Source organism: Aeromicrobium sp. Leaf291, assembly GCF_001423365.1.
Taxonomy (GTDB): Bacteria; Actinomycetota; Actinomycetes; order Propionibacteriales; family Nocardioidaceae; genus Aeromicrobium.
This window is the reverse complement of the sequence record NZ_LMNM01000001.1, coordinates 1645145-1661514: the sequence shown is the minus strand read 5'-3', so window position 1 is coordinate 1661514 and position 16370 is coordinate 1645145. Positions and strand designations below refer to the sequence as shown.

The window sequence follows — 16370 nt, the reverse complement described above, 5'->3', positions numbered from 1 at the left end:
CTCGTCGACGTGCACCGTGCCGACCGGACGAACCGGTCAGGCGGTGGGGATCGTGGTGGCCTCGGCCCGGTTGGCGGCCGACACGACCGCGCGCAGGGAGGCCATGACGATGTTGGCGTGGATGCCCACGCCCCACACGATCTCGCCGGCGATCTCGCACTCCACGTAGGCCGCGGCGAGCGCGTCACCACCGGACGACAGCGCGTGCTCGGTGTAGTCGAGCACCCGGATGTCGGACCCGGCCTGACGCATGCCGTCGACGAACGCGTCGACCGGGCCGTTGCCCTCGCCCTTGAACGAGCGCTCCTGGCCCCGCACGACGAGGTCGACGACCTGCTGGTCGTGACCGTCGGCCGACGTGGTGGAGCTGAAGGTGACGAGAGAGTACGGCTCCTCGCGCTCGAGGTACTCGCCGCTGAACGCCGCCCAGATGCCGTCGGCGGTGATCTCGCCCGCCTCGCCCTCGGTCAGCGTCTGCACGACCCGGCTGAACTCGATCTGCAGACGCCGCGGCAGGTCGAGCTGGTGCTCGGTCTTCAGCAGGTAGGACACGCCACCCTTGCCGGACTGGCTGTTGACCCGGATGACGGCCTCGTACGTGCGGCCGACGTCGTGCGGGTCGATCGGCAGGTAGGGCGCCTCCCACGGCACCTCGGAGACGTCGACGCCCTGCTCGGCGGCGATGCGGTCGAGGTCCTCCAGCCCCTTCTTGATGGCGTCCTGGTGGGAGCCGGAGAAGGCGGTGTAGACCAGGTCGCCCGCGTACGGGTGGCGCGGGTGCACCGGCAGGCTCGTGCAGTACTCGACCGTGCGTCGGACCTCGTCGATTCCGATGCCACCGGCGGTGAAGTCGATCTGCGGGTCGATGCCCTGGCTGAACAGGTTCATGCCGACGGTGACGAGGTCGACGTTGCCGGTGCGCTCGCCGTGGCCGAACAGGCAGCCCTCGACGCGGTCGGCGCCGGCCATCATGGCCAGCTCGGTGGCAGCGACGGCCGTGCCGCGGTCGTTGTGCGGGTGCAGGCTGATGGCCACGTTCTCGCGGTGCTGGACGTTGCGGCCGAACCACTCGATCTGGTCGGCGTAGGTGTTGGGCGTGGCCATCTCGACCGTGGCGGGCAGGTTGAGGATGATCTCGCGGCCGGCCTCGGGCTGCCAGACGTCCATGACGGCGTTGCAGACCTCGACGCTGAACTCGAGCTCGGCGCCGGTGAAGATCTCGGGGCTGTACTGGTAGCCGAACGCGGTGCCGGCCATGTTCTGCTCGGCGTGCTTCATGACCAGCTCCGTGCCGCGCGTGGCGATGGCCCGCACCTCGTCGCGCGAGGCGTTGAACACGACGCGTCGGAACAGCGGCGCGACGGCGTTGTACAGGTGGATGTTGGCTCGTCGCGCGCCGGCCAGCGACTGCGTGGTGCGCTCGATCAGGTCCTCGCGAGCCTGGGTCAGCACCGAGATCGTCACGTCGTCGGGGATGACGTCGTCCTCGATGAGCGAGCGGACGAACTGGAAGTCGGTCTCGCTCGCGGACGGGAACCCGACCTCGATCTCCTGGTAGCCCATGCGCACGAGCAGCTCGAACATCCGGCGCTTGCGCACCGGGGTCATGGGGTCGATGAGGGCCTGGTTGCCGTCGCGCAGGTCGGTGGACAGCCAGCGCGGCGCCTGCGTGATGGTCTGCGCGGGCCACGTGCGGTCGGGCAGGTCGATCGGCGCGAACGGCCGGTAGCGGCCGAACGGCATGGGCGACGTCTTCTGCGGCGAGACGACGTTGTTCGCCAGGCCGTGGTGGCCGGGCTGGGAGCGGGTGGGATCGGTCATGATGGGCTCTTCCTCGGGGTGTTCGTCTGGGTCATCGTGCGGCCGGTGCATGACGAACTCCGCGCCGAGGGGCCCGACCTAGTGGACCTCGACGCGGCAGAGAAGGAGTCGGCTCGCGTACATCGCTGACCAGCCTACCCCACCGCCCGGACTCCCCCACCGCCCAGACTCCCCCACCGCACTGCACCCTTCCACGAGGTCCGCCAGACTGGGGTCATGAGCAGCGACCAGTCCACGACCGGCTCCTACGTGACCAGCGGCCAGGAGTTCGACCGCGACATGAACTACATCCCCGACCGGATCACGCGCACCGGCGGCGAGCCGGTGGACGACCGTGGGGCCGGCACGGGCAAGCCCCCGGCCGAGGACGCTCCCCTGTGGCCCGTCGAGGCCGGCCGCTACCGCCTCGTCGCCGCGCTGGCGTGTCCGTGGGCCACCCGCACGGTCATCGTGCGACGTCTGCTCGGGCTCGAGGACGCGATCTCGCTCGGCCTGGCCGGACCCACCCACGACAAGCGCAGCTGGACGTTCGACCTCGACCCCGACGGCGTCGACCCGGTGCTGGGGATCCCCCGCCTGCAGGACGCCTTCTTCGCGCGCTACCCCGACTACCCGCGCGGCATCACCGTGCCCGCGGTGGTGGAGGTCGCCAGCGGCCAGGTGGTCACGAACGACTTCCCGTGGATCACCCACGACTTCTTCTTCGAGTGGAACGACCACCACCGCGACGGCGCTCCCGACCTCTGGCCCGAGGCCACGCGCGACGAGATGGAGGACGTGATGCACCGCGTCTTCACCGAGGTGAACAACGGCGTGTACCGCTGCGGCTTCGCCGGGTCGCAGGAGGCGTACGACTCCGCCTACGACCGGCTCTGGACGACACTGGACTGGCTCGAGGAACGCCTGACGACGCGTCGCTTCCTCATGGGCGACTCGATCACCGAGGCCGACGTGCGCCTGTTCACGACGCTGGCCCGCTTCGACGCGGTCTACCACGGGCACTTCAAGGCCAACCGCCAGACGCTCGCGACGATGCCGGCCCTCTGGGGCTACGCACGCGACCTCTACCAGACGCCCGGCTTCGGTGACGCGACCGACTTCGAGCAGATCAAGCAGCACTACTACGTGGTGCAGACCGACATCAACCCCACGAGCATCGTGCCGAAGGGTCCGGACCTGTCCGGGTGGACCACGGCGCACCACCGCGAGGAGCTGGGCGGCTCCCCGTTCGGCGACGGGACTCCCCCGGCCTGACCTCTCAGAGGAGGCGGCTCAGCCGTCTCGCCGACTCGACCACCTGGGTGCCCAGCTCGGTGAACCTCGAGGGCTCGATGCGGATCGACGGGCCCGACACGGACAGGGCTCCCACGACGCCGGACCGGGAGAGCACGGCGGCGCCGACCGAGCTGATGCCGCTCGACAGACCGTTCTCGTTGACGGAGTAGCCGCGCTCGCGGATGCGCGCCAGCTCGGCGCGGATCGCGTCGGGATCGACCAGCGAGCTGGGGGTGCGGGGCTCGAGCGGGCCCGCGAGGTACCGCTCGACGGTGGCGTCGTCGCAGGCCGACAGGTAGGCCAGGCCGGTGGCGGACGCGTGCAGGGGGATGCGCTCGCCGAGCGGCAGGAAGGCCCTCAGCGCGTGCGACGTGTCCAGCCGCTCCAGCAGGACGAGCACGTCGCCGTCCGGCGCGCAGAGGTGCACCGTCTCGGTCGTCACGAGCTGGAGGTCGCTCATGATCGGCAGCGCCAGGTCGCGCAGGCTCTCGCGGGCCCCGGCGCTCCCGCAGACCGACAGCGCGCGCAGCGACATCGACCACCGAGTCGGCGCCGCACCCGAGCTCTCGACCCACCCGATCTCCTGCAGCGTGAGCAGGCACCGCTGCACCGTGCTCTTCGGGAGGCCGGCCGCGCGCGCCAGGTCCGACAGCCCGACGGGCTGGTGCTCCGCGACGTGCTCGAGCACGGCGAAGGCCGTGACCACGCTGGCCGTCGTCATGTCGCCTCCCCGTCCCGCTTGCTCCTCGTCGCCGTGTGGTCTACGTTACACGCTCGTTCCGACAGGCGGCACGTCGGTCCATCAGACGGACCAGGCCGCCTCGTCCCCCACCGACCCTGGAGGAACCATGACCGGTCAGCTGGTCGCGCTCGGCATCTTCGTCGTCGTCTTCGGCATCGCCGCCGCCCGCAACGTGAACATCGGCATCGTCCTGTTCCCCGTCGCCGCGGTGGTCGGCCTCTGGCTCGCCGACATGACGCTCGAGGAGGTGGTCGCCGGGTTCCCGCTCAGCATCCTCGTCCTGCTCGTCGGCGTGACCTACTTCTTCGGCATCGCCCACAGCAACGGCACCATCGACTGGCTCATCGACACCTCGCTGGCGAAGGTCGGGGACCGCGACGCGGTGCTCCCGACGACGTTCTTCCTGCTGACCGCCGCCGTCTCCGCCATGGGCGCACCTCTCGGCGGCCTGGTGATGGCGCCCATGGGCATGAGCATCGCCCGCAAGCGCGGGATCGATCCCATGCTGATGGCCCTGTCGATGGGCTGCGGACTGAGCGCGGGCGCCTTCGCGCCCACCAGCCTGTTCGGCATCATCACGTGGGGCACGGCCGACAGCGCGGGCATCGACCTCAGCCCCCTCCTGCTGTTCGCCGTGGCCGTCGTCGTCAACCTCGTGCTGCTGGCCGTTGCGCACCTGCTGTTCGGACGTCGCCGCGGCGTGCGCGGGGAGTCACGCCTGGAGCGCACGCTCGTCGCCCGCGGATCGGCACTGCCCGAGTACGGGCAGTCGTCGCTCTCCCTGGACGGTCCTGCCGGCTCCTCCGACGACGCGCCCCGCGACCCCGGTCGACCGAAGCCCCACCAGGTGCTGACCATGGTCTGCATGGTCGCGCTCGTCGTCGCCGTCGTCGTGATGGCGCTGGGCGGGCTGGAGCCCGACATCGGGGTGATCGGCTTCGGGCTCGGCGCCGTCCTCGCGCTCGTCGACCCCGCCGCGGGCAAGGCCGCGATGACCCGCATCGACTGGGGCTCGGTCCTGCTCGTGGGCGGCATCATCACCTACGTCGGCGTGCTCACCCAGATGGGTGTCATCGACCTGCTCGGCGAGCGCGCGGCCGACGTCGGGTCCCCCGTCGTCGCCGCCCTGCTCCTGTGCGCCGCCGCCGGTCTGATCTCCGCCTTCGCGTCGACCACCGGCATGCTCGCCGCGCTGGTCCCGCTCGCCCTCCCGCTCATCGCCGACGGCGGCATCCCCGGTTGGGCCATGATCTGCGCGATCGGCGTGTGTGCGTCGATCGTCGACGTCTCACCGTTCTCCACCGTGGGCGCGACCTACGTCGCCACGACCGTCGACCCCGACGAGCGGCCCCGGATGACCAGCCTGCTGACCCGGTGGGGGCTGTCCATGGTGGTCATCGGCCCGGTCGCCCTGACCCTCACCCTGATCCTGCCTGGGATGGTGCTCTCATGACCGACGCGACCACGTTCCTCGCCGCCTTCCGCGACACGCGGCGACCCGACCGTCCCGACGCGGTGCGCGTGGGCGACCGGACCGCCTCCTGGTCCGAGCTGCGCCGTGCCGCGGCCGCACTCGCGCGGGACCTTCCCGACGACGGACCGGTCGCGGTCTGCGCCGAGCCGACCCTCGACACGGTCGTGGCGGTGGTCGGGTGCCTCGCCGCCGGCGTGCCCGTGGTCCCGGTGCCCCCCGACGCAGGGTCGGCCGAGATCGCCCACGTGGTCGCCGACTCCGCCGCCACCTGCTGGGTCGGGCCGCCACGCGACGGGGTGGAGCTTCCCGTCCTCGCCCTGCCCGACGGCGAGGCGGGGTCCGACGGCGCGCTGCCGAGGCCGGCCGAGGACGACGCGACGGCGATCATCCTCTACACCTCCGGCACCACCGGCGCTCCCAAGGGCGTGGTCATGAGCCACCGTGCGCTGCGGACCGGCATCGAGGGACTCGCCGACGCCTGGGACTGGACCGATGCCGACGTGGTCGCCCACGGACTCCCCCTGTTCCACACGCACGGGCTGGTGCTCGGCATCCTCGGGTCGCTGCACGTCGGGTCCCGCGTGGTGCACACCGGGCGGCCCACCCCTGCCGCCTACGCCGCCGCCGGCGGGACGATGTACTTCGGCGTGCCCACCGTGTGGACGCGGATCGCCCGCGACCCCGACGCCGCGCGGGCCCTCGCCCCGGCACGTCTGCTGGTCTCGGGCAGCGCGGCCCTGCCGGTCCCCGTGTTCGAGCGGCTGCGCGAGCTGACCGGCCACGCGCTCGTCGAGCGGTACGGCATGACGGAGACCATGATCACGCTCAGCACGCGCGCCGACGGCGAGCGTCGTCCCGGCTGGGTCGGCGTCCCCGTGACGGGCGCTCGGACGCGGGTGCGGGGCGAGGACGGGCAGGACGTGCCCGCGGACGGTGAGACCGTCGGCCGGCTCGAGGTGAGCGGTCCGATGCTCTTCGACGGCTACCTGAACCTGCCCGAGGTCACCGCCGAGGTGCTCGCCCCCGACGGCTGGTTCTCGACCGGCGACCTCGCGACGAAGGACGCCCACGGCCTCCACCGCATCGTCGGTCGCGAGTCGGTCGACCTGATCAAGTCAGGCGGCTACCGCATCGGGGCGGGAGAGATCGAGACCTCGCTGCTCGCCGTGCCGGAGGTGCTGGAGGTCGCGGTCCTGGGCCTCCCGGACGAGGACCTCGGCCAGCGCATCGTCGCCTACACGGTGGTGGCCCCGGGGCACGGGACCGACGAGCTGGCGGCCCGCCTGGTGGACCACGTGGCCGACGACCTGGCCTGGCACAAGCGACCGCGGGAGGTCCGGTTCGTCGAGACGCTCCCGCGCAACGCGATGGGCAAGGTGCAGAAGAAGTCCCTGCTCGACACGGCCGCGGGCGCGGGCGGCGGCGCACCTGCCTGACGTGTGCGCGCCGGACCGGGCCGTCAGAGGTAGGTGGCGCGCGTCATCCGCTGGGCGGAGGTAGGCGGGACGCGGATACGGGCCTCGATTCCGCGCGCTGCCTACCTCCCACCCGGCCGTTCCGCGGGCCACCTACCTCTCGCCCGGCTAGCCGCGTCGCCAGAGCGAGCGCGGGAGGAAGCGCGCTCGCAGCCGCTCGAGGCGGGACCCGGACTCCCGGACCTGGTCGACCACCCGGCGCACGCTCTCGCGCTCGTCGGAGACGTCCGTACCGGGACGGGCGTACCGCGACCGCTCCACCGCGGTGACCACGCGACGCAGGTCGTCGGGGTCGACCCGGGGAGCGACCACGTCGGCCAGGCCCCGCGGGGTGCCGGCCGCCGGGACCGCCAGGCCCACGTCGAGCGCGGACGCCTCGACCTCGCGCCACCACGGGTCGGGCGCGGAGCCACCCAGCCGCCGACGTCGCTGGACGTAGCGCAGCGCACCGGGCAGCAGCGCGGCGACGAGCAGCCCGAGACCCACCGTGGCTGCCGTGCGCGGGGCCGTCGGGGCGGCGTCGTCCACCCCGACGGCCTCCTGCGTCACGGACCCACCGCGGTCGGCCGCGTCCGCCTGCCGCTGAGGCGTCGACTCGTCCGTCGTGTCGTCGCTCGTGTCGGACTCGGGGGCGTCGGGCTCCTCGAATCCCGTGCGCGCGCCGACCCCGGGCGTCGGCTCGAAGCCCACCCAGCCCACGCCGTCGAAGTACAGCTCGGGCCATGCGTGCAGGTCGTCGGACGTGACCTCGTACACCGCGTCGCCGTCGTCGTCGTTGCCGACCGCCTGGCCCGGCGCGTACCCGACCGCGATGCGCGAGGGGATGCCCAGCTCGCGGGCCATGACGGCCATGGCGGAGGAGAAGTGCACGCAGTACCCGGCCTTCTCCTCCAGGAACGTCTCCAGGACGCGCACGCCGTTGCCGTCGTAGTCCTCGGCCACCGGGGCGGTCTCGGAGTAGACGAAGTTGTCGCGCAGGTAGTCCTGGACCGCGACCGCCCGGTCGTAGTCGTTGGTGGCGTCGGCGGTGACCTCCCGCGCGGTGTCGCCCACCACGGCCGGCACGTCGCCGGGCAGGCTGAGGTACGTCTGCAGCGACGCCCCGACGCCGGTGCCGGTGGACAGGGCGCGCATCTGCTCGGCCGTCGGCTGTCGGTCCAGGCTGGTGACGGAGTAGTCCTGGCCGACGGTGGTGGCGGAGCGGGAGGTGACCGTCAGCCCGGCCCTCTGGTACGTCCACGCCCCCCGCAGCCCGTCGATGTCGAGTGCCGGGTACGGCACGGGCAGCATGGTGCTGCGCAGCTCGTCGATGCGCACGCGGGTCGTCGCCTCGGTCGTGGGGATGTCGTCGTCGATGGCGATGCGGCTCTCGAACGCATCGCCCGCCTGCGACCGGGCAGGACGCCAGGTGCGTCCCTCGAAGTCGCGGAGCACGGCGACCTTCAGGTAGGGCGGGCTGTCGAGCGTGGTGGTGTACGTGGCGGCGACCGCCGAGCTGTTGCGACGCAGGTTCTGCCCGAGCTGGAGCATCGGGTTGATGCCGCGCCCGAACACCTGCGGCGGCGGCTCGCCCCAGGGCTTGGCCACGGCCGTGACGTCGGGCATGACCGGCGGGAGCAGCACACCGACGAGCAGGGCCGACCCTCCGAGCCCGAGGGCTGGGACCACCGTGGACCAGCCGCGGGCCGCGCTCTGCGTGCGGACCCGCAGCAGCACGAGCCACAGGGCGGCCGGGACGACGAAGAGCCACACCGAGGGCGTCTCGCCCGACACCAGCGCGGGTGCCGCGTACACCGAGACCAGGATCGCGCCGACGAGCAGGGCACCGTGGCGCAGTCGCAGCAGCAGCTCCACCAGCAGGACCAGTCCGCCGAACGCCACGGCGAGCAGCAGGACGATGGGCCGGGCGGCCGCGGCAGGGGCGGCCTCCTCCATGACCAGCACCTGGGCGCGCTCGAGCGACGACCACAGCCCCGTCAGGGTCGACCAGGTGGGCACGAGACCGGCGAAGGTCTCCGGCACGAACACCCACCCCAGCACCAGCACGAGCACGACGGCCCCGACCGGGACCGCCAGCCGTGGCGCCACCGACCCGAGCACCCCGCACACCAGGGCGACGAGCCCGGCGACGAGCGTGGTGGTGACCCACCAGTCGCGTCCCTCGACGACCGTCGTGTAGCCGAGGAGCAGCGCGCCGAGCGCGCCGAGCACCAGCAGGTGCTCGAGCCACGGTCGTCGACGGGCCGCGGTCACGGCCCGTCGGGTGGAGGGTTCAGGACGCAGCACGGGACCGGCTCACCCCCAGGTCCGACCAGAGCTCGGCGACGTCGTCCTGGGCGGTGTAGGTGACGTAGCGCCACCCGGCGGCCGACAGCACGTCGAGGGCGGCGTCACGCGTGCCGGCTCCGACGAGCGCCAGCACCGTGGTGGCGTGCGAGAGCGCGTCGACCCACTCGGCCGCGCGATCGGTGTCGGGCCGACCGAGCACGGCGAAGACGGTCCGCTCCCCCGGGTCGATCCCGTCGAGGGTCGGAGCGGTGGACGGCTCGAGCACGGCGAGGTCGACGAGCGCGTCGTCGAGCACGTCCCCGTCGTCGAGCACGCGGTCGACGGCGCTCCCCGTGGCGCGGACCGCGACGGCGTAGCCGACCCGGACCAGGTGCCCGAGCACGGACGCGGTGGCGCTCACCGCCCACTCCAGCTCCGGGGAGTACACCCAGTCGCCGCCGTCCCGCCCGGTCGCGTGGGACCCGGCACGCGTCTCGAGGACCAGGCCGGCGCGCGGGTTCACCTGCTGCTCCTCCTGGCGCACCATCAGCTCGCCTCGATGGGCGGTGGCCTTCCAGTGCATGCGCTTGAGGGCGTCGCCGGGCATGTAGGAGCGGGCGACCACGTCGTCCTCACCGATGCCGGCGTTCTGGGGCGCGGCGCGGCTGGCGCCGTCGTGGTCGGCACCGTGCGGGGCCAACGGCCACAACGTGTGCCGGCGCGGCAGCACCACGAGGTCCTGCGCACCACCGAAGGAGTGGCGCCGCAGCACCAGGCCGAACGGATCGACCACCTCGACGCGCAGCGGGCCGATCGCGTGCCGGCCACGTCGCAGACCCTGCACGGAGTACCGGAACCTGACCTGGGACCGGCGCGTGCGGCTGCCTCCGAGGGCCGGGAGCACACCGCTGGCCTCGGCGCTCAGCCCGTTCGGGACCGTGTCGACCCAGCGCGCCTCGAGCGCCGGGAGGACCGACAGGTTCGAGACCCGGACGGTCGCCGTCGTCATCGCCCCCGGCGACACGACCTCGGGCGAGAAGGTGCGCTCGATCGCGACCTTCGACTGCCCCGCGACCACGAAGACGGCGGCCATGACCACCAGGCCCAGCAGCATGGCCGAGACGCTGAGCAGGGCGGGAAGGGACAGGGCGGGCGCGGCGACCAGCAGCACGCCGGCTGCCACCAGGAAGCCGATCCCCCGCGGCGTGAGGCGGACGGAGGACCAGCTGCGCAGCGACGTGCGCCTCACGGCGTCCTCGAGCGGCACGGGCTCATCGGGGCTCGACCGCCCCCTGCGGCACCGGGGTGGCGGCGACGATCCGCTGCACGGTCTCCTCGGCGGGCGCCGACCCACGGGCCGGGACGAGCCGGTGCGGCAGCACCAGGCCCGTGAGCGCGTCGACGTCGTCGGGAAGCACGTACTCGCGGTCGTGGACGAAGGCGCGCGCCTTGGCCGCCCGGACCAGCTGCAGCGTGGCGCGTGGGCTGGCGCCGAGCCGCAGGGCGGCGTCGTCGCGCGTGGCCCGCGCCAGGTCGACGCAGTAGCGCTCCACGGCCTCGGAGACGAACACCGCGCGGGTGCGGACGATCATCTCGCGCACCTCGTCGATCGTGACCACGGGACGCAGCCGGTCGAGCGGGTTGTCGACGTCGCGGTCGCGCACCATCTCCAGCTCCGCGGCGGCGTCGGGGTAGCCCATGGAGATGCGTGCGGTGAACCGGTCGCGCTGGGCCTCGGGGAGGGCGTACGTCCCCTCCATCTCGTACGGGTTCTGCGTGGCGATCACGCTGAACGGCGTGGCGAGGGGGTGGGTGTGGCCGTCGACCGTGACCTGACGCTCCTCCATCGCCTCGAGCAGCGCCGACTGGGTCTTGGGCGACGCCCGGTTGATCTCGTCGCCGATGACGATGTTCGCGAAGACGGCACCGGGCTTGAACTCGAACTCCCCGCGCTGCTGGTTGTAGGCCGAGACGCCGGTGATGTCGGAGGGCAGCAGGTCGGGGGTGAACTGGATGCGCCGGACGGATCCGTCGACGCTGCGTGCGAGGGCTCGGGCGAGGACCGTCTTGCCGACGCCGGGGACGTCCTCGATCAGCAGGTGTCCCTCGGCGAGCAGCACCACGAGGGCGGCCTCGACGGCGTCGGGCTTGCCGTCGACGACGGACTCGATGTTGGCCAGCACGCGACGGGCGGCGGCGCGGGCGTCGTCCATGGGACTCCCTCGGTCGGGTTCTCGGGACGGCACCATCATCCCCTGCAAGGCTCAACGGCGCACAGGAGCGAAGAGTTTCCGCCCGGGTCGATCGAGGCGCGGCCGCCGCCCTTCGCGTCGGTCAGGCCTCCTCGTCGCCGAGCAGCGCGGCGTGCGCGATGCCCGCGACGACGGCACCCACGACGGGCGCCAGGACGAACACCCACACCTGCGTGAGGGCGTCACCACCCGCGAACCAGGCGACGCCGAGGGACCGGGCGGGGTTCACCGACGTGTTGCTCACCGGGATGCTCACCAGGTGGATGAGGGTCAGCGCGAGGCCGATCGCCACGCCGGAGAAGCCGACCGCGGCCCGCTTGGCCGACGCACCGAGGATCACGAAGAGGAAGAAGGCGGTGAGCACGACCTCGGTGGCCACCACGGCCCACAGGCCGTAGCCGCCGGGCGAGCGGTCACCGAAGCCGTTGGTCGCGAAGCCCGACGCCACGGCGTCGAAGCCGGGCTTGCCGTGCGCGATGGCCAGCAGGACGGCACCGGCCACGGTGGCACCGACGACCTGGGCCGCGACGTAGGCAGGGACGTCCTTCCATGCGAACCGGCGCGCCGCCGCCAGCCCGACGGACACCGCCGGGTTGAAGTGGCCGCCGGAGACGGGGCCGAAGGCGTAGGCGCCGGTCAGGACGGTCAGGCCGAACGCCAGCGCGACGCCGACGGTCCCGACCTCCTTGCCGGCGAGGACGGCGGTGCCGCAGCCGCCGAGGACGAGCCAGAAGGTGCCGAGACCTTCGGCGCCGAGGCGTTGGGCGGTGGTGGGCGGGGTCGTGCTGCTCACGGCAGCTCCTCTCGTTGGTGCGTCGGTGGTGGGGCTGTCAGCGACGGCCGCGACGTCGGTGGCTCAGGCTCCGGTTCCGGTTGCGGTTGCTCTCCTCGAGCCTGCGCTTGGCCATCGGCAGCCCGACGAGCGCGAGCAGCTTCCAGACGATCCAGCCGAGCAGGGCGAAGGCGTTGCGCTTGGGTCGAGCCATGGGAGGTCTCCAGTCGTCGCGGGGTTGGGTGGACATGGATGAGTGGGGTCGAAAGGGTGATTCGTCACGCACGGGGCGCTATGACGTGGGTCACCGGTCCTGCGTGCACGTGCCGGGCGGTGGCGCAGGACAGCCGAGCGGGCAAGACTGGGGCGATGCGCTGCGACCCTCGATCCGGACGGACGTGACGCCGTGACCACGCTCCTGGTGGTGCGCCACACCCCCACCCGTGGCACCGCGGCCCTCGGCGACGCCCTCGTCTCGGGTGCGCACGACGACGCGATCGAGGGTGTCGAGGTGCGGGCGCTGCCTCCAGACCAGACGTCGGCCGCGGACGTGCTCGCCGCCGACGGCATCGTGGTGCTGTGCCCGGCGAACTTCGGCTACATGTCGGGGCTCGTCAAGGACCTGTTCGACCGGACGTTCCTCGACATCGGCGGGGCACTCTCCGACGACGGTGGGGGCGCGCCCGCCTCGGGCCGCCTGCCCTACGCCCTCGTCGTGCACGGCCGCTACGACACGGAGGGTGCCGTGCGCTCGCTGCGCTCCATCGCCGAGGCACTCCCCTGGCGCCAGGCCGCCGAGCCCCTGCAGGTCCTGGGCGACGTCGGCGACGACCACCTGGCCGCCGCGTACGAGGTGGGCGCGACGCTCGCCGCCCTGCTCAGCGACTGACGCGATCCCGACCCCTTCGTGGGCGTCTGCTCGCTGCTGCGCTGCTCGCTGACCTCTCCCCGTGCTGCGACGTCGCCCGGCTGGGTCTGTCCTCGCTGCTGCGTCGCTGCAGGGGGTCTGGCCTTGCTGCTGCGTCGCTGTGGCTGCGAGTGGGCGTGCTCTCCGAAAGGCCTCGACCGGAGCAGGGGGTCTCGACCCGGTTGGGTCTGCGGGGCGCGGCCACGATTCTTCCTCTGCGCGTGATCTACGCACGGTTCTTCCTTCGCGTGGACCGTGCCACGCGAAGGAAGCATCGTGGCGACGAAAAGGTGCCCGTACGGGCAGTGATTCTCCCTTCTCGTGGACCGTCCGACGCAAAGGGAGAATCCCTGCCCACCCGACGCGCGAACCGGCCCCGCGGACGCAAGATTCTGCCTTCGCGTGCAGAACCCCGAACGATGCTGCGTTCACGACGGGATCCGACCACGAACGCAGCATCCTTCGACCCCTCACGCAGAGAAGGGAGAATCCCTGCCCCCCCGCCGCGCGAGTCGCCCCGTCGGACGCAAGATTCTGCCTTCGCGTGCAGAACCCCGAACGATGCTGCGTTCACGACGGGATCCGACCACGAACGCAGCATCCTTCGACCCCTCACGCACGAACGCAGAACCTTGCGTCCCCCCGAGCCGCGCTCCGAGAACCCAACCCGAGCACGGACCCCGCCGCCGGTCGAGGCCCTTTCGGAGCGCAGGTCGACGACGAGCCACAGCGACGCAGCAGCAAGGCACGACCCATCCGGAGCAACGCAGCAGCAGGTCGAGACCGAGCCGAAGCGACGCAGCCGCAGGTCGAGACCCAGCCGGAGCAGCGCAGCAGAAGGACGACGCGCCGACCCTTGCCTCTCCTGGGATCATGGACGCATGACGCTCCCCACCGGTCTGCCCACGCTCACGGCCGGCGCCCACGACGCCGAGGCCGGCGAGGCGTGCGTCATGGAGTACGTCTCCGTGCTGGCCGGCGAGCCGTGGAGCGACCGCCCGGAGTGCACCCACCCGCTGCTCGCGCACGAGGCGAGGGTCGCGAACGACCTCTCCAGCGACGCCGACCGCCACCGCCTGGTCCCGCTCGTCGGACGCCTCTTCGGCACGAGCGAGGACTCGGTTGAGCTGCGGACCCTCCTGCGGCTGGCCCAGGCCCGCCAGGTTCTGCGTCTGGTCGATCCCACAGCACGGGCCGGCGCCCAGGGCTACGCGGACCGCACGCTCGCGCTGCTCGACGCCCACGATGACGACCTCCACGACAGCACGGACGTCGAGCAGGTGGCCGAGGCCTGGGAGGTCGCGCGGACGACCCCGAGCCGCGAGGGCGACCTCGACGAGGACCACGCCGACCACCATCGCAACGCATCGCGGATCATGGCGTTCGCCGCGGCCCCCGACCTGACCGCACCCGAGGCGTGGTCCCTCGCGACGCTCGCCATCGCTCACCGCGTGGCTGCCGGCGAGTGCCGCGCCGACTGCGCCGACGGCCAGGCCCGTGCTCGTCGCATGGTCCGCGACCTCGGCGAGCTGATCGACGTCTACGACGAGGTCACCGGCCGCGTCCCCGACCCCGTCTCGCCACGCGACGCCCGCACCCTCGCCGCCCACCTGTGAGCCCTGGCTCACGACGACGATGACGTCCAGGGCGTGGGCCACCCTCGCGGTCGTGGTGCTGCTGGCAGGGTGCTCGGCGGGCGCTGACAGGAATGCGGCCGGTGGCGCCGACCCCCTCGCAGCGGGGTGCGACCTCGTCGAGGAGCACGTGGACCGCGACGTCGCACGGGACGACGTCGCAGCGATGCGCACGTTCGCCGACGCCCTCACGGCGGAGGCCGACACCCTGTCGACGTCCGACGCCGCCGAGCTCCGACCGCTGGCCCGTGCGGCTGCCGCAGTGGCGACGACCCCGACCGGCACCGAGGCCGCCGACGTGCACGCCGACTACCTGAGGACGCTGGCGGCCACAGCCGACGTGTGCGAGGCCGCGGGCTCCCCCGCGACCTAGTGCCGCTCGCCCCTCGGGCTGCGGTGGGTTCAGGCGCGGCGCGACGTCCAGGCGAGCAGGTCGTCGACCGGCCACGTGTTGACGATGCGATCGGTGGGCACGCCCAGAGCGGCGGCGCGGGCGCACCCGTGGTCCAGGAAGTCGAGCTGACCAGGGGCGTGCGCGTCGGAGTCGATGCTGAACAGGCAGCCCGCGTCGAGCGCCAGGGCCACCAGGTCGTCCGGTGGGTCCGCCCGTTCGGGACGGGCGTTGATCTCGACGGCCACGCCGTGCTCGGCGCACGCCGCGAAGACCCGCTTCGCGTCGAACCTGCTCTGCGGCCGCTTCCCCCGCGAGCCCTCCACGAGCCGGCCGGTGCAGTGGCCGAGCACGTCCGTGGCCGGGTGCCGCACCGCGCCGAGCATGCGCCGGGTCATCGCGATGCTGTCCGCCCGGAGGTCCGAGTGCACGCTCGCCACCACGACGTCGAGCCGGTCGAGCAGGACGTCGTCCTGGTCCAGCGACCCGTCCTTGAGGATGTCGACCTCGATGCCCGAGAGGACCCTGACGCCGTCGACCTCGGCGTCCACCTCGGCGAGGAGCTCCAGCTGCGCCTCGAGCCGGTCGGCCGTCAGCCCGTTCGCGATCGTCAGGCGTGGCGAGTGGTCGGTGATCGCGAGGTACTCATGCCCGAGCCGAGCCGCGGTTCGAGCCATCAGCTCGAGCGGTGAACCGCCGTCGGACCAGTCCGTGTGGGCGTGCAGGTCGCCACGCAACATCGCCCGCACCTGCTCACCGCCCGGGACGAGCGGACCCTCCCCCTGCTCCCGCAGCTCGACGAGGTAGGCGGGCACCCTCCCCTGCAGCGCCTCGACGACGACACCGGCCGTCCGCTCACCGATGCCGTCGACCGTCCGCAACCGACCCGCGGAGGCCAGCTGCTCGACGTCGTCACGCGAGGCGAGCGTGCGGGCGGCCCTGCGGAAGGCCTCGACCCGGTAGGTCGACCCACGGGAACGCTCCAGCCAGAAGCCGATCTCGTCGAGCGCCGACACGGGGTCCATGACGCCATCGTGTCGCGGTCGCCGAGGCGCCGCCAGTGCACGGGTACGGTCCTCCCATGGTCCGCCGTCGCGTCGTCGTCCACGGTCGGGTGCAGGGGGTCTTCTTCCGCGCCTCGTGCGAGCAGGAGGCGGGCCGCCTCGGCCTGGCCGGCTGGGTCACCAACCGACCCGACGGCACGGTCGAGGCGGCCTTCGAGGGTGAGCCGGCCGCCGTCGACCGGATGGTCGCCTGGTGCCGTGGCGGGCCTCCGCGCGCCTCGGTGACCGAGGTGGTCGTCACCGACGAGGTCCCGCAGGGCGAGTCGGGCTTCAGGACCGTCTGACCCCGACCCGG

The 16370-nt window shown here is 72.7% G+C and carries 15 protein-coding genes; 7 read left to right on the top strand and 8 right to left on the bottom strand.

The window, feature by feature from the left end; genetic code table 11:
- Positions 1-36: 36 nt before the first annotated feature.
- Complete coding sequence (gene leuA / locus ASF35_RS08200) at positions 37-1743, bottom strand: 2-isopropylmalate synthase (protein ID WP_055966399.1); 1707 nt, start codon at positions 1741-1743, stop codon at positions 37-39.
- A gap of 294 nt (positions 1744-2037) precedes the next feature.
- On the opposite strand from leuA, the gene ASF35_RS08195 reads away from it, so the two are divergent.
- On the top strand, positions 2038-3075 hold the full coding sequence (locus ASF35_RS08195) for a glutathione S-transferase C-terminal domain-containing protein (RefSeq protein ID WP_055965355.1): 1038 nt from the start codon (positions 2038-2040) through the stop codon (positions 3073-3075).
- 4 nt (positions 3076-3079) lie between these two features.
- On the opposite strand, the gene ASF35_RS08190 is transcribed toward ASF35_RS08195, so the two are convergent.
- Positions 3080-3817: an IclR family transcriptional regulator gene (locus ASF35_RS08190; RefSeq protein WP_055965351.1), complete on the bottom strand. Its 738-nt coding sequence runs from the start codon at positions 3815-3817 to the stop codon at positions 3080-3082.
- A gap of 127 nt (positions 3818-3944) precedes the next feature.
- Between ASF35_RS08190 and ASF35_RS08185 the strand changes: the two genes are divergently transcribed.
- Together ASF35_RS08185 and ASF35_RS08180 are read left to right on the top strand one after the other, a co-directional pair.
- On the top strand, positions 3945-5291 hold the full coding sequence (locus ASF35_RS08185; protein ID WP_055965348.1) for an SLC13 family permease: 1347 nt from the start codon (positions 3945-3947) through the stop codon (positions 5289-5291).
- Positions 5288-6748 carry an AMP-binding protein gene (locus ASF35_RS08180; protein ID WP_055965345.1) on the top strand — a complete coding sequence of 487 codons (1461 nt, stop codon included), beginning with the start codon at positions 5288-5290 and terminating at the stop codon, positions 6746-6748. Before ASF35_RS08185 ends, ASF35_RS08180 begins: the two co-directional genes overlap by 4 nt.
- 147 nt (positions 6749-6895) lie before the next feature.
- On the opposite strand, the gene ASF35_RS08175 is transcribed toward ASF35_RS08180, so the two are convergent.
- The 5 genes from ASF35_RS08175 to ASF35_RS18015 all read right to left on the bottom strand — a co-directional run bounded on the left by ASF35_RS08175 (position 6896) and on the right by ASF35_RS18015 (position 12293).
- Positions 6896-9040: a DUF3488 and transglutaminase-like domain-containing protein gene (locus tag ASF35_RS08175; protein ID WP_055965342.1), complete on the bottom strand. Its 2145-nt coding sequence runs from the start codon at positions 9038-9040 to the stop codon at positions 6896-6898.
- 19 nt (positions 9041-9059) lie between these two features.
- Positions 9060-10322, bottom strand: coding sequence for a DUF58 domain-containing protein (locus tag ASF35_RS08170; RefSeq protein WP_055965340.1), 1263 nt, complete (start codon positions 10320-10322; stop codon positions 9060-9062).
- A gap of 4 nt (positions 10323-10326) precedes the next feature.
- On the bottom strand, positions 10327-11268 hold the full coding sequence (locus ASF35_RS08165) for a MoxR family ATPase (protein ID WP_055965337.1): 942 nt from the start codon (positions 11266-11268) through the stop codon (positions 10327-10329).
- 121 nt (positions 11269-11389) lie between these two features.
- On the bottom strand, positions 11390-12100 hold the full coding sequence (gene aqpZ, locus ASF35_RS08160) for an aquaporin Z (RefSeq protein ID WP_055965332.1): 711 nt from the start codon (positions 12098-12100) through the stop codon (positions 11390-11392).
- A gap of 37 nt (positions 12101-12137) precedes the next feature.
- Entirely contained in the window at positions 12138-12293 is a 156-nt protein-coding gene (locus tag ASF35_RS18015) for a hypothetical protein (protein ID WP_156364825.1), read from the bottom strand.
- 192 nt (positions 12294-12485) lie between these two features.
- Here ASF35_RS18015 and ASF35_RS08155 point away from each other — a divergent pair, with 192 nt between their 5' ends.
- The 3 genes from ASF35_RS08155 to ASF35_RS08145 all read left to right on the top strand — a co-directional run bounded on the left by ASF35_RS08155 (position 12486) and on the right by ASF35_RS08145 (position 14993).
- A complete protein-coding gene (locus ASF35_RS08155; protein WP_055965328.1) occupies positions 12486-12968 on the top strand; it encodes an NAD(P)H-dependent oxidoreductase in 483 nt (160 codons plus the stop codon).
- 899 nt (positions 12969-13867) lie between these two features.
- Positions 13868-14602 carry a hypothetical protein gene (locus ASF35_RS08150; RefSeq protein ID WP_055965324.1) on the top strand — a complete coding sequence of 245 codons (735 nt, stop codon included), beginning with the start codon at positions 13868-13870 and terminating at the stop codon, positions 14600-14602.
- A 19-nt stretch (positions 14603-14621) separates the two neighbouring features.
- Complete coding sequence (locus tag ASF35_RS08145) at positions 14622-14993, top strand: hypothetical protein (protein ID WP_055965321.1); 372 nt, start codon at positions 14622-14624, stop codon at positions 14991-14993.
- Positions 14994-15022: 29 nt separating this feature from the next.
- On the opposite strand, the gene ASF35_RS08140 is transcribed toward ASF35_RS08145, so the two are convergent.
- On the bottom strand, positions 15023-16036 hold the full coding sequence (locus ASF35_RS08140) for a PHP domain-containing protein (RefSeq protein ID WP_055965318.1): 1014 nt from the start codon (positions 16034-16036) through the stop codon (positions 15023-15025).
- A 56-nt stretch (positions 16037-16092) separates the two neighbouring features.
- On the opposite strand from ASF35_RS08140, the gene ASF35_RS08135 reads away from it, so the two are divergent.
- Entirely contained in the window at positions 16093-16359 is a 267-nt protein-coding gene (locus ASF35_RS08135; RefSeq protein WP_055965315.1) for an acylphosphatase, read from the top strand.
- The last annotated feature ends 11 nt before the right edge of the window (positions 16360-16370 follow it).